Annotated in this window: 11 protein-coding genes, 1 tRNA gene and 1 riboswitch; of the genes, 6 read left to right on the top strand and 6 right to left on the bottom strand. The window is 60.4% G+C overall.

Annotation, left to right across the window (positions count from 1 at the left end; all coding sequences use genetic code 11):
- The first annotated feature begins 31 nt into the window (after positions 1–31).
- From argF to KX729_RS17505, 3 genes are all read left to right on the top strand, one after another.
- The gene (gene argF / locus KX729_RS17515; protein ID WP_219743781.1) at positions 32–949 is read left to right on the top strand and encodes an ornithine carbamoyltransferase; all 918 of its coding nucleotides are present in this window, start codon (positions 32–34) and stop codon (positions 947–949) included.
- A gap of 177 nt (positions 950–1,126) precedes the next feature.
- Positions 1,127–2,116: an Hsp33 family molecular chaperone gene (locus KX729_RS17510; protein ID WP_219743780.1), complete on the top strand. Its 990-nt coding sequence runs from the start codon at positions 1,127–1,129 to the stop codon at positions 2,114–2,116.
- Positions 2,117–2,174: 58 nt separating this feature from the next.
- The gene (locus tag KX729_RS17505; protein ID WP_219743779.1) at positions 2,175–2,876 is read left to right on the top strand and encodes an ankyrin repeat domain-containing protein; all 702 of its coding nucleotides are present in this window, start codon (positions 2,175–2,177) and stop codon (positions 2,874–2,876) included.
- Positions 2,877–2,909: 33 nt separating this feature from the next.
- On the opposite strand, the gene KX729_RS17500 is transcribed toward KX729_RS17505, so the two are convergent.
- From KX729_RS17500 to KX729_RS17490, 3 genes are all read right to left on the bottom strand, one after another.
- Entirely contained in the window at positions 2,910–4,292 is a 1,383-nt protein-coding gene (locus tag KX729_RS17500; protein WP_219743778.1) for a tetratricopeptide repeat protein, read from the bottom strand.
- A 144-nt stretch (positions 4,293–4,436) separates the two neighbouring features.
- A complete protein-coding gene (gene apaG, locus KX729_RS17495; RefSeq protein ID WP_219743777.1) occupies positions 4,437–4,829 on the bottom strand; it encodes a Co2+/Mg2+ efflux facilitator ApaG/CorD in 393 nt (130 codons plus the stop codon).
- Positions 4,830–5,002: 173 nt separating this feature from the next.
- Entirely contained in the window at positions 5,003–6,187 is a 1,185-nt protein-coding gene (locus KX729_RS17490; RefSeq protein ID WP_219743776.1) for an O-succinylhomoserine sulfhydrylase, read from the bottom strand.
- A gap of 44 nt (positions 6,188–6,231) precedes the next feature.
- A riboswitch (SAM riboswitch) is annotated at positions 6,232–6,310 on the bottom strand.
- Positions 6,311–6,381: 71 nt separating this feature from the next.
- Here KX729_RS17490 and KX729_RS17485 point away from each other — a divergent pair.
- Together KX729_RS17485 and KX729_RS17480 are read left to right on the top strand one after the other, a co-directional pair.
- Positions 6,382–7,476, top strand: a complete 1,095-nt coding sequence (locus KX729_RS17485; RefSeq protein WP_219743775.1) for a 2'-deoxycytidine 5'-triphosphate deaminase — start codon at positions 6,382–6,384, stop codon at positions 7,474–7,476.
- Between the two features lie 69 nt (positions 7,477–7,545).
- Positions 7,546–7,619 (top strand) — tRNA-Gly (locus KX729_RS17480).
- A gap of 74 nt (positions 7,620–7,693) precedes the next feature.
- On the opposite strand, the gene KX729_RS17475 is transcribed toward KX729_RS17480, so the two are convergent.
- The gene (locus tag KX729_RS17475) at positions 7,694–8,143 is read right to left on the bottom strand and encodes a winged helix-turn-helix transcriptional regulator (protein WP_219743774.1); all 450 of its coding nucleotides are present in this window, start codon (positions 8,141–8,143) and stop codon (positions 7,694–7,696) included.
- Between the two features lie 149 nt (positions 8,144–8,292).
- Between KX729_RS17475 and KX729_RS17470 the strand changes: the two genes are divergently transcribed.
- Entirely contained in the window at positions 8,293–9,213 is a 921-nt protein-coding gene (locus KX729_RS17470; protein WP_312991117.1) for an alpha/beta fold hydrolase, read from the top strand.
- Between the two features lie 132 nt (positions 9,214–9,345).
- Here KX729_RS17470 and KX729_RS17465 read toward each other — a convergent pair whose 3' ends face one another.
- Both KX729_RS17465 and KX729_RS17460 read right to left on the bottom strand, forming a co-directional pair.
- Positions 9,346–11,340, bottom strand: a complete 1,995-nt coding sequence (locus tag KX729_RS17465; RefSeq protein WP_219743773.1) for a methyl-accepting chemotaxis protein — start codon at positions 11,338–11,340, stop codon at positions 9,346–9,348.
- Positions 11,341–11,527: 187 nt separating this feature from the next.
- Positions 11,528–13,369: a glycosyltransferase family 2 protein gene (locus KX729_RS17460; protein ID WP_246617679.1), complete on the bottom strand. Its 1,842-nt coding sequence runs from the start codon at positions 13,367–13,369 to the stop codon at positions 11,528–11,530.
- Between the last annotated feature and the right edge of the window lie 80 nt (positions 13,370–13,449).

The raw sequence follows: 13,449 nt of genomic DNA, 5'->3' as shown, positions 1-13,449 counted from the left end.
TGATGGTTCCCTCTTCATAGGGAACATTCTAATGGCATCTCCGAAGCATTTTCTCGATATTTCCGCCGTCTCTTCGTCGGACCTGCGCACCATTCTGGATGACGCCAAGGTCCGCAAGCAGGCGACTAAAGCCGGCACCGCCGAAAAGCCGCTCGCCGGCAAGGTACTGGCGATGATCTTCGAAAAGCCCTCGACACGCACCCGCGTTTCCTTCGATGTCGGCATGCGCCAGCTCGGCGGCGAGACGTTGTTCCTGTCAGGCACTGAAATGCAGCTCGGTCGGGCCGAGACGATCGGCGATACTGCCAAGGTCCTGTCGCGTTACGTGGATGCGATCATGATCCGCACCACAGACCATGCCCGCATGCTGGAGCTTGCCGAGCACGCCACCGTGCCGGTCATCAACGCGCTGACGGACGATACGCATCCCTGCCAGATCATGGCCGATATCATGACCTTCGAAGAGCATCGCGGCCCGGTAAAGGGCAAGACCTTCGCCTGGACCGGCGATGGCAACAATGTGCTGCATTCCTTCGTCGAGGGTGCTGCCCGTTTCGGCTACAAGATGAATATGGCTGTGCCGATGGGCTCCGAGCCGCACGATAAATTCCTCAACTGGGCGCGCAACAACGGCGGCGAGGTTATGCTCTGCCACGATGCGGATCGCGCGGTTGCCGGCGTCGACATGATCGTCACGGATACCTGGGTGTCGATGAACCAGGAACACAAGGCCCGCGGCCACAACATCTTCCAGCCTTATCAGGTCAACGAGGCGCTGATGAAGAAGGCGGACAAGGACGCGCTCTTCATGCACTGCCTGCCGGCCCATCGCGGCGAGGAAGTTACCGACGCCGTCATCGACGGCCCGCAATCGGTCGTCTTCGATGAGGCGGAAAACCGGCTTCACGCCCAGAAGTCCGTGCTCGCCTGGTGCTTCGGCGCCATCTGAGGAACCCGGCGGCTTGATTTTGCGGATGGCCGGGACCATCTACCGGTCAAACCCGAATGCGTTGTGTTCCGCAGTGTCACGACGCCTCAACACACATCGTCGATATCTTTTCCTCCCGCCCGCGGTTCCGCTCGGGCGCGCGCTCGTGTAGAAATGTCGACGCGAAGGAGTGAAATGATGGCCGAAGCGAATGTTGAACTGGACCAGCTCGATTTTGCCGGCGACGACCGTGTCGTGCCTTTCCAGGTGGAAGGGCTCGATGTGCGCGGCCGCGCGGTGCAGCTCGGACCGCTCCTGAACACGATCCTTGCTCGCCACGATTATCCGGCGCCAGTCGCGCGCCTGCTCGCCGAGGCGATCGTGTTGACGGCGCTGCTCGGCACCTCGCTGAAGTTCGACGGCAAGTTCACGGTACAGACCAAGGGCGACGGTCCGGTCGATCTGCTGGTGGCTGATTTTTCGTCGCCGGACTCTCTGCGCGCCTATGCCCGTTACGACGAGGAAGCGCTGGCTGCTGCCGTCAAGGAAGGCCAGACTTCGCCGGCCGACCTGTTGGGCAACGGTATCCTTGCCTTCACCATCGACCAGGGTCGTGGAATGCAGCCCTATCAGGGCATCGTGCCCCTCGACGGTTCGTCGCTGGAAGAAATTGCCGGCGTCTATTTCCGCCAGTCGGAACAGATCCCGACCAAGGTGCGCCTCGGCGTTGCCGAACTGTTCGATCGCGGTACTGACGGCAAGCCGCGTCATAACTGGCGCGCCGGCGGTCTTATCTCCCAGTTCCTGCCACAGGCGCCGGAGCGCATGCGCCAGCCGGATCTGCATGGCGGTGACGGCGATGAGCGCGAGTTCGAGATGGCGGAAGACGATGCATGGTCGGAAGCCCGCACGCTGGTCGAAACGATCGATACGGATGAGCTGACCGATCCGCAGGTGCCGATCGAACGGCTGCTCTACCGCCTGTTCCACGAGCGCGGCGTGCGCGTCTACGAACCGCAGAAGGTCCACGACCGCTGCAGCTGCTCGCGTGACAAGATCAAGGGCGTGCTCACCGGCTTTTCGGCGGAAGAGATCGAAGCCAGCCAGGAAAACGGCGAGATCGCCGTCACCTGCGAGTTCTGCTCGACCACCTATCGGTATGAAGTGGCGGAGTTCGCTGCGGCTTGAATTTCAAAAGGCGGGGTTTTCTCCCGCCTTTTCTGTGGCTGTCATGTCGTGGGGGCGAATGAAGCGGCTCTATAGATTTTCTATTCGATTGATTATCGTTATCGTCGGTCTTTGGGTGGCGGGCTTCCTGAATTTTACACGCCCTTGGATTCTTCCAGAATCTGTCGCTGCCGGAGTTTGCTCCGGCAATCCGATTGGTGTCTATCGCCTTCTTGCTCACGGGGCGGACATCAATGCAAGAATGCCGGGCTGGTCGTTTGATGGACTTTCGCTTTTTCAGTATTTCGACAATACCGGATGCCAAAAACCGTTCGCTGATCCTGCGCTCGGACAAATTCTTTTCAGTCACGGCGCAGATGTGCATCAGGAAACCGGATCAGGTTACACTTTGCTGATGCTGGCTGTCGGTGAAGGTTCCGAAACCAACGTGGAATTCCTTCTGGCAAAAGGAGTGGATCCCAATCGTCAGACTCAGACCGGCGAGACGGCGCTCATGGTTGCGGTTCGATTCGCGAATATGGCGATCGTTGAAAACCTGCTGAAACATGGCGCCGACCCTAACCTTCAGAACCAGAAAAGTGAGACGGCGCTGATGATGGCTGCAGGATATGGCTCCACAGCTACTGTAATAAGCCTGTTGAAGCATGGCGCGGACCCGGGCCTTAGAGATAAGAAGGAACAAACGGCGGCCGATCATGCGAAAGTTGAGTGGCGCCGGGATGCGATGGCCCTCTTGGAGAATCTACCGGCGCAGGAATGAAACGGCGGGATTTTCCCGCCGCTCTCATTGTCATCAGTTCTTTGACGCCGCCCGCTTTTGCGGTCCCGGAAGCACGATCAGGCTCTTCTTGTCGTGGCCGACCAGCAGATTAAGGCTTGAGCCAGCTTCTACCGCAATCGGCTCGGGGAAGGGGTGCAGGATCTGCAGCCAGCCGCCGTCGTGATAATCGTCCGGGTGGTTGGCGAAGGTGATGTCGTCGAGCAGGTCGACATGCATCCACTGCACAACGCCGACGACCGTGCCGCTGGTCGTGACCGGGATCGCCACCTGTCGCAGTTCGGCCTCGAAGGTCTTGCGGGTGAGATCGACCGAAGTGATCTCGAAGTCGTCGGAGAGGCGCGTCCAGTCGCTCATCGTGCCGTGGATCGGCAGAGCCATCGGGGCGAGGCCGTTGAAGCGTTGAACGTTGAAGCCGGAAACAGTTTTCACATGGCTGTAGTCGGTCAGCGTCTGGCTGGAGACGAGGCAGCCGATGGCGGCGGCACGCTGGGGGATGACGATCGCATCGTCGGTCAAAAGCCGGCTCTGCGCATCCTCGAACGTGCTGAGCACATGCTCGGCCAGAAGGTCGCTCGACAGGATCTCGGAGACCAGGATTTCCGCCTTGGCAGAGAGCTCCTTGCCGACGGAAAGACCCGTCGAAGGTTTCGACACCACCTTCACCTGTTCGGAGTAACCATTGTCTGCGACGATGGCTTCCGCCATGCGGGCGATCACCGGCACGCTTTCGCAGGTGACGACATTGGTGGCGCCGGCACGGGCCGCCATCATCGACAGAAGGCCGCTGCCGGAGCCGATATCGAGAATCTGGGCATCCTTGCCGCGCATTTCGATCGCCTTCAGGATGGCGGCTTCGAAGGCGTCGTTGCGTGAGACGTCATTCATCATCGCCACATGCCAGAAGGGCACGATCGAGGTCGAAAGCCGGCGCATCTGGTGATACGCGTTGATATTGCCCGGCTGCAGCCGCAGCACGTGGTTGAATTCCTGCAGCGCGTCGTCCTTGCGGCCGAATTCCGCCATCGTGACGGCGAGATTGTTGCGGATCAGCGGGTTTTCCGGCGCGATCGTGCGCGCGATCTCGTAGCAGGTGATGGCTTCCGCCGTCTTGCCCATGCCGCGCAGCAGATTTGCCTTTTCGAGATAGCCGGTCAGATGCCGGGGATCGATGGCGAGCAGCTTGTCCCAGTAGTAGATGGCGGCTTCCGCATCGCCCCGCTTGGCCACGACGCTTGCCAGAAGCGGCAGGATGTCCGTGGTGCGGTACTCTTTCGACAGAACCTGAACATATTGTTTTTCGGCGCGATCCAGATCTCCCATAGCATGGAAATGCATCGCTTCGTTCAGAGACCGCCCGACAAGACCCGCGGCCTCACCCTTATCACTCGTTGTCATTCAAATCCCTTGATCAACTGCAACGCCTGCTCAACCCCATCGGGAATATCGACGCAAGCGTGCTGGAAGCTTGCGTCGAACGAAACGCAGCTCAGATTTTCAGAAATGATCAGATGACCAAGGGAGGAGTTGATGAGAGGAGCGTCAGTTGAGGACGCGCATCAGGCCGGGGCTGTCCAGCGAAAAGGCCGGGATCGTTACCTTGAAGGTCTCACCTTCATCGGTCTGCATGTCGTAATGGCCGAACATCATGCCGGAAGGCGTGTCCAGCGGGCAGCCGGATGAATATTCGTAGCTGTCACCCGGCTCGAGCCGAGGCTGATCGCCGACGACACCGGGGCCGTCGACTTCGTCGACGAGACCATTCTGATCGGTAATGTGCCAGTAGCGATGCACGAGCTTCACCGTCAGCAGCGAATGGTTTTCGATGACGATACGATAACCCCAGACATAGCGGCTGTCTTCCGGACTGGATTGCTCCTCCAGATAAAAGGGCTCGACAGCCACTTCGATGTCTCTTGTCCGGGCGCGGTACATACTGCCCCTCACGATACTCAGGTATCCGATATTGTACGTGGGAGCGGAAACGTCAAGAAATCTCGCGACTTGAACAACCAGGCGTGAGCACTTCTTGAAGTTAGGGATAACTGAAATGGTAAATCCTTCCGCAAGGATTCATCATTTCTCAGTCATACGGCCGACCGCCGAAATTATACGCCGACGGCGGCCAGCGCCTTGGCGAAATCTTCCAGGAGATCGTCCGTGTCCTCGATACCGGCCGAAAGACGCACGGTGCCGGGCGTGATGCCGAGTTCCGCGCGGGCCTCGTCCGACAGGTTCTTGTGCGTCGTCGTGGCCGGATGGGTGATCAGGCTGCGCGTGTCGCCAAGGTTGTTGGAGATGGTGACGATATCGAGCGCATTCTGCAGCTTGAAGGCCGCTTCCTTGCCGCCCTTCAGCTCAAAGCAGATCAGCGTCGAGCCGCCCGTCATCTGCCGGGCGATGATATCCGCCTGCGGATGGTCCTTGCGGCCCGGATAGATCACCTTGGCGACCTGCTTCTGGTCGGCCAGGAAGTCGGCGACCTTGGCGGCATTGGCCGTCTGCTGTTTGACGCGCAGCGGCAGCGTCTCGACGCCCTTCAGGAGCGTCCAGGCGTTGAACGGCGACATGGCGGGGCCGGTATGGCGGAAATAGTCGTGCAGGTTCTCGTCGATCCAGGCCTTGTCGGACAGCACCACGCCGCCGAGGCAGCGGCCTTGGCCGTCGATATGCTTGGTGGCGGAATAGACGACGATATGCGCGCCGAGTTCCAGCGGCTTCTGGAAGAGCGGGGTGGCGAAGACGTTATCGACTACGACCTTGGCGCCGATCTGGTTGGCGAGCTTGGCGACGCCGGCAATATCGACCACTTCCAGCGTCGGGTTGGTCGGGCTTTCCAGGAAGAACACCTTGGTCTTCGGCGTGATCGCCTTTTCCCAATTGGCAAGGTCGCGGCCGTCGATCAGTGTGCAGTCGATGCCGTATTTCGGAGCGAGCGTCTCGACCACCCAGCGGCAGGAGCCGAACAGGGCGCGGGCCGCAACGATATGGTCGCCGGCCTTCAGCTGGCAGAGGATGGCGGCGGTAACGGCGGCCATGCCCGATGCCGTGGCGCGGGCGTCTTCGGCGCCTTCCAGCATGCACATGCGCTTTTCGAACATGTCATTGGTGGGGCTGCCATAGCGGGCGTAGATGAAACCTTCCGTCTCGCCCTTGAAGCGCGCTTCGGCAGCTTCGGAATTCTCGTAGACGAACCCTTGCGTCAGGTAGATCGCTTCGGACATTTCGCCATATTGCGAGCGCAACGTGCCGCCATGTACGAGCTGGGTTGCCGGGCGCCAATTCTTAGTCATGCGTGTTCCCCATTCAGAACAAAAAAACCGGTCGCAATAGCAGACCGGTTTCGCACCCGGTCTTTTTAGCCACTTATTTAACGTGGCTGCAAGCCGACCGGCCAAATCACCACGGGATAAGATTGGCATACGCTTGAGCGCGACTTGCGTCAATGCCCCGCTTTTGGTTTTGTCCCTTCAACAATGAAAGAGACATGATGGCTCGCGAAACAGGAATTCTGGCGGACCGCGCAATCGCGGCGCTTTTCGACAGTGGCAGGCTCTCCTCCGAGAAGGAGCTGGACCGCGACCAGATACAGCCGGCAAGCTTGGATCTGAGGCTCAGTGCCAAGGCTTTTCGCGTGCGCGCAAGCTTCATGCCGGGGCCGAACCATCTCGTTTCCGACAAGCTCGACCGGCTGAAGCTGCACGTCATCGACCTGTCGGAAGGCGCGGTGCTGGAGACCGGCTGCGTCTATATCGTGCCGCTGATGGAAAAGCTTGACCTGCCGACCGGCATGTCGGCCTCCGCCAATCCGAAAAGCTCGACCGGACGCCTCGATATCTTCACGCGCGTCATCACCGATTACGCCCAGGAATTCGACAAGATCCCGGCCGGTTATTCCGGACCGCTCTATCTCGAAATCTCGCCGCGTACCTTTCCGATCGTCGTGCGCCGCGGCTCGCGCCTGTCGCAGATCCGCTTCCGCATCGGCAATGCGCTGCTCGGCGAGCCGGAACTGCAGCAACTCCACAATGACGAGACGCTGGTTGCGGCCTCGAACCCGAATGTTTCCGGTGGCGGCATCGCGCTGTCCATCGACTTGTCGGGCGACAAGGAAGGCCTGATCGGTTATCGCGGCAAACACCACACGGCGGTCGTCGATGTCGACAAGAAGGCGCAGCACGATCTCTTCGATTTCTGGGAGCCGCTTTACAGTCGCGGCCGCAACGAACTGATCCTTGATCCGGACGAGTTCTACATCCTCGTCTCCCGCGAGGCCGTCCACGTGCCGCCGCTTTACGCAGCCGAGATGACCCCCTTCGACCCGCTGGTCGGCGAATTCCGCGTTCACTACGCCGGCTTCTTCGACCCCGGCTTCGGCCACGAAGCCGCCGGCGGCCGCGGCAGCCGTGCCGTGCTTGAAGTTCGCAGCCACGAAGTCCCCTTCATCCTCGAAGACGGCCAGATCGTCGGACGCTTGGTCTACGAGCACATGATGGAACACCCCGAAGGCCTCTACGGCTCCGGTGTCGGCTCCAACTACCAGGCCCAGGGCCTGAAGCTCTCGAAGCATTTTCGCGTCTGACGAGAGATGGCCGGCCAAGGAGATAGTCTTGACAGCCGGCCGCTTCTGTTGGAAGTCTGGCGCCATCGCGCGGGTGTAGCTCAATGGTAGAGCAGCAGCTTCCCAAGCTGAATACGAGGGTTCGATTCCCTTCACCCGCTCCAGCTTCTTCAAAACCTCAAAATCAACGACACGTCGCTTCTGTCAGATCATGTCGCTTCCGTTTCGATCGATCGCTTTAGATCACCGGAAACCTGATTATGGTATCGGTTGAATCGACAACACGGCCATCTTCGGCGTGAAGCTGCAGGCGTTTTACCGGAATTCCATTGAGCTTATCCACCAGCATCACATGCGGTTCGTCGGGTTCGAAGAAGAATTCCTCTCCCCATTGGCGAAGTGCTACGAGAACCGGGAAGAGGCTGCGCCCCTTCGCGGTGAGGACGTATTCCTGATAGGGGCCGCCGTCGGACGCCGGGATGGTCTCCATGATCCCATGCGATACCAGATTGCGAAGTCGCGCTGACAGGATGTTCTTCGCCAGGCCCAAGCTCTTCTGAAATTCTCCGAAGCGGCTCAATCCATCGAATGCATCGCGGATAATCAACAGCGACCACCAGTCGCCGATCGCGTCCAGTGGTCTGGCCACACCGCAAAGGGACTTTTGGTGACTAACTCTCTTGGCCATGGCGAACCCGCTTTCATCGGACATCTCGATCCGGCGGAGTGTGCGTAAGCGTCTCGACCGGCCCTTCGATCATATATCGGTTGCAAATTAAAACCACAAGAGCTATCAACCGTGCGGTTGCAAATTAAAACCACATCTGGAGAACGATTGTGATTCATGCCAATGCCAATTTCTCGGGGACTTTCCCCTTTGCTCCGCAGTTCACCGCGGCTGCAGGATTTCAAATGCACTATGTCGATGAGGGGCCGCGTGACGGCGAGGTTGTTCTTTGCCTGCATGGCGAACCGACATGGGGCTATCTATTCCGCCACCTGATTGCCACGCTCCGCCCCACGCATCGGGTGATCGTTCCGGATCACATGGGATTCGGTAAAAGCGAGACCCCTTCGAACCGCAGCTATTGGCTCCATGATCACATCGACAATCTGGAGAGGTTTATTCTGGAGCTCGATCTGCGTGATATTACGCTTGTCATGCACGATTTTGGCGGGCCGGTGGGGATGGGGATCGCCGCCCGTTACCCTGACCGTATCCGCCGCGTCATCCCGGCGAATGGACCCACGCCGTTCGGCCAGGCGGGCATGTTCGATCGCGCCAAGGCAAATACGGCAATCTCGCCGTGGTTTCAGTGGATTCTCAAAGCTGAAGGCGAGGGCACTCTCGAGACCGTTCTCGAGCAGCTCGGCTACAATATCCTGAGCACGCTGAAACTGAACGGCTTCGAGAACAATGCGATCATCAACGATAGTTTCATCGACGCCTATGGTGCACCGTTTGCAACGCCGATCGATTGCCTCGGAGCGATCGGCTGGGCGAAGGGATTTGCAAACGGCACACATCGGTTTGAGGTGCCCGATGCCGCAGCCATTCGCGAAATCCGTGGAAAGCCTGCCTTGGCGATATGGGGCGGGGCGGACCGGACACTTCACGCGGAACACTTCCTGCCACTCTTTGCAGAACTCTTTCCCGAGGCCCCGATCGAAATCTTGCCCGATGCAGGACACTACTGCTTCGAGGATAAGCCGGAAGAGATTTCCGGACTGATCCGCGACTTCCTCAACCGGACATAGTACGCGCATCATCGTTGGCTGCACGCAGTCGCATTGCGGGATGTTTCCTGATTGCGCAGAACCGTGCCTGAAAACAAAATGGCGCCCTTTGCGGGGCGCCATTCCTCGAGCGGTAGAGTATGCGGCTAAAGCTCAGAATTCCGTCCACTCCGCCTTGTCGCTGGCGGCAGCAGAAGCCCCGCCGCCAAAGGCGCCGGCGAGTTTCTGGCTGAGCGCGCGGGCCGGCGATGCGGCCGGGCGAGCTTCGTTGCCGGTAACGGCGCGTACGGCTGGTTTTGCAGCAACCGGCGCAGGGCGAGAGACCGGGCGATGGGTAGCAGGTGCCGAGGTCGACACATACCCGCCCGTACCCGTCAACTTGAACTGGCCGAGCAGGTTGGCAAGCGAGGTCGCCTCGGTCGCAAGCGTGTGGCTGGCGGCGGTCGATTCTTCCACCATCGCGGCGTTCTGCTGGGTGCCCTGGTCCATGGCGTTGACCGAGGTGTTGATCTCCTGCAACCCGATCGACTGTTCGCGCGAAGCGTCGGCAATGGCGTGGACATGGCCGTTGATCTCGAGCACTTCGTGCAGGATCGTCTCCAGCGCCTTGCCGGTCTCGCCGACGAGAGCGACGCCGGTTTCGACATGCGCGCCCGATGCGGTGATCAACGCTTTAATCTCCTTCGCCGCATTGGCGGAGCGTTGGGCAAGTTCGCGGACTTCCTGGGCGACAACCGCAAAGCCCTTGCCGGCCTCACCGGCACGGGCAGCCTCGACACCTGCGTTCAAAGCGAGAAGGTTGGTCTGGAAGGCGATGTCGTCGATGACGCCGATGATGTTGGAGATCTCGCCCGAAGACTTTTCGATCTCGTGCATGGCGCCGACCGCCTTGCGGACGACTTCGCTCGACTTTTCCGCACCGCTGCGGGTGCGGGTGACGAGCGCGCTGACTTCTGCAGCGCGCTTGGCGGCATCCTTCACCGTCGTGGTGATTTCTTCCAGCGCAGCCGCGGTCTCTTCGACGGAAGCTGCCTGCTGTTCGGTGCGCTTGGATAGTGAATCGGCCGACGAGCGGATTTCGTTGGCACCGGCATTGATCGCCGCCGTATTGGCGCCGACGGCAAGCATCGTTTCGTTCAGCTTGCCGACCGAATTGTTGAAGTCGTGGCGCAGCGAGTCGAGGTTCGGGGCAAACGTCGTATCGATTCGCGAGGCAAGGTCACCGGCGGAAAGCCGCTGCAGCGCATCACCGAGCGAGTTGATCGCCTGTTCCAGCTCACGCTGTTCGGAATTGCGCTGGGTGTCGCGGTCGTGGCGTTCACGGTCGCTGAGGTCGCGGTCGGCAGCCGAGCGGGCTTCCAGATGCACGCGCTCGATCTCGTTGCCGCGGAAGATCTGCACGGCCTCGGCCATCAAGCCGATTTCGTCGTGGCGTTCGCGGCCGGGGATTTCCGCGTCCGTGGCACCGTCGGCGAGCGACTTCATGCGCTCGCGCAGCATGTTGAGCGGCGAGGTGATGCCGGCCTGGGCGACATAGATGCCGAAGCCGATCAGCGCCAGCGTGGCGAGACCGATAATGGCGAAGCAGAGGTTGATGCGGCTGTTGACGGTATCGGAAAGCTCATCACCGCCATCATCGAGCAGCTTCATCAGCGCGTCGTTGTTGGCGATCATCTTCGGCGTCAGCGCGGCAATGCCGGCGCTGACCTTGGCGATCGCTTCCGCCGCAGCCTTCTCGTCGCCGGATTTACGCACGTCGAGCGCCTTCAGGGTCGTCTGTTCGAGCGCGGTTACTTCGGCGATCAGTTCGTCGGAGGCGGCCTTGCGGCTCGGCACCAGTTCGGCTGCCGACTGCAGGCGTTCGCGAGCCTGGCCGAATTTCGAGGCGGCCTTGGCGGCTGCTTCCGATTCCTTCGAGCCGGCGGGCAGGTTCAAGGAAAAGCTCGCCTGCAGCACGGAGGACAGGACCGAAGCATTGGCGCGCGAGGCCTGCATGGCCGCCAGCGCCTCATGGTCGATGAACGTGGCGTATTGCTGGTCGGCGCCCTTGAATTCGTGGACGATGTAGATGAGACCGGCGACCGAAACGAGGCCAAGAAGAACGACGACCGAAAGGATCTTCGTCCGGATTTTCATATTCTTCAACATGGAGTCCTGCCCGCGCCGGAGCCTGTCCGTCGCCGTAATGGATTATGAAATTGTGAACCGCCTCGAAGAGGCATGACACGCCGCATCATGCGTCTGGCCGGTTGGCCGTTTGTCATACAATACTAAAAGGGAGAATGTTTAATGCTGCCCTAATGGTGGAGGCCAAGAGCTTGCCCTTTCAGACGCTTCAGGGCCGGTTTCCCGCAGGCTTGTGCGGCGTCTTGTTCCAGTAGAAGGGTTTCGTGCGCAGCTCCAGCACCGCCCGCCAGGCGGCCGCCGAGATCATCAGCCAGTAGAGCGGCAGGCCGGCCCAGCGATATCCGACCATCCGTTTCTCATGCGGGATCATCGAACCCATGCCAAGTGCCATGAACACGGCATAACTGCCCAGAATATTGGTGAGATCGATGACGAAAAGCGAAAATACCCGGGCCGAAACCCCTTCTACCGGCGCTTCCATCATTGCATAGGCGCCGATGCCGACAAAGACGAGGATCAGCGGGTGCATGAGCGACGACATCAGCATGCCGCCGATCATCAGCTGGAAGACAAAGAAGGCCCCGGTCCCCATTTCACGCCGGAGCCGCAAAGGTGAGCGCATCAGCACCAGCCAGGTCTGCAGCCAGCCTTTGAACCAGCGGCTGCGCTGGCCCATCCAGACGCCTGCTTCGGTGGGCGCGTCCTCCAGTGTCTGGCGAACCAGCGTTTCGGCCCGGTAACCCAGCCGGTAAAGCCTGAGGCCGAGATCGGCATCTTCCGTGACATTGAACGGATCCCATCCGCCGGCAGCCCGCAGAGCAGCCGTCCTGAAATGATTGGACGTACCGCCGAGCGGCAGCGGCATGCCAAAACGGGCCAGCACGGGCAGAAGGCCGCGGAAAAGCCCGGAATATTCGATCGAGAACAGTGTGCTGATCCAGCTTTCCCGCGCATTGGTGATGACGAGCGGCGCCTGAAGACAGGCGATCCTGTCCGCTACGTTGCGGAAACGCCGATAGGCTTCCCGCAATTGTTGCGGATGCGGCCGGTCTTCCGCGTCGTAGATGGCGAGAAATTCGCCACGGGCAGCGACCAGCGCATAGGTGAGCGCCTTGGGCTTGGTGCGCGGTCCGAAATCCGGAACTTCGACGATTTCGAAATGCGGTTCGAGATCGAGGGCGCTGAGCGCTGCGATCGTTGCGTGATCGTCTTCCTCGCAGACGAGCTTGATGTCGAGCAGCGAATGCGGCCAGTCGATCCGTCTCAGGCTGTCGACGAGCTGGCGGGCCACGGCCGCCTCGCGATAAAGCGCCACCATGACCGTATAATGCGGCAACGGGCCGGAAGGATCGGCAAGGTGAATATGCGGCCGCGGCGAGATGCGCTGCAGCGCCACGGCGAGAAGACGCAGGAGCAGCGAGGCGAGATAGATGAGCGACAGTCCCACATGCAGGAAATCGAGCGTTTCGACCGGGATGACGACCAGAGCCGAAAGCAGGATTGCAAAACCCAGCCCTGCATAAAACCCCTGCGGTCCGGCCAGCACGATGCGGGCGGAAAACAGCGGAAAACGATCGAAGAGATGGCGGACGGCGTCGCGTGCCCGCCGGTCGCCCCCGGCCTTCCAGGCCGCGCGCCGGATTGCGGAGGGCGTGGTGATCGCCAGGCCATGCCTGAGCTGCGGCAGCGTCTGGAGCGTGGCGGCAAGATCGGCAAGCCGCGCCGCATCGGGCACGATCGCATTCTGCGGCGCGCGGTAGCGATAGGCGATGCGGATCGAATTGGGCAGATGCAATTGGGTATCGAGAACCGGGCTGTCGGCGACGAAGGCCGGATCTACGGTTTCGAGGAAATCGAGGCGCAGAAAACGCGCCATGGCGGCGTAATAGGCGGTTTCCTCCACCTGTCCGCTTTGAAGCAGCTCGCTTTCGACACTGGTTCCGTTTCGGCTTGCCCGCTCGGAAAGCGTGGCAAGCAGCGGCTTGGAAAAGCCGAGGCTGGCAAGTGCTGCAAGCTCCGGATCGTTGTCGTCCCGGGCTCTGTCATCCAATGATGGCTCGATGGCCTGAAGGAAACGCGGCCGCACATCGTCGCGCGCCGGTATCGCCGCCGGTGGATATTCCCCTAACC

Source organism: Neorhizobium populisoli, assembly GCF_019430945.1.
GTDB lineage: Bacteria > Pseudomonadota > Alphaproteobacteria > Rhizobiales > Rhizobiaceae > Neorhizobium > Neorhizobium populisoli.
This window is presented reverse-complemented; position numbering and strand designations above follow the sequence as displayed.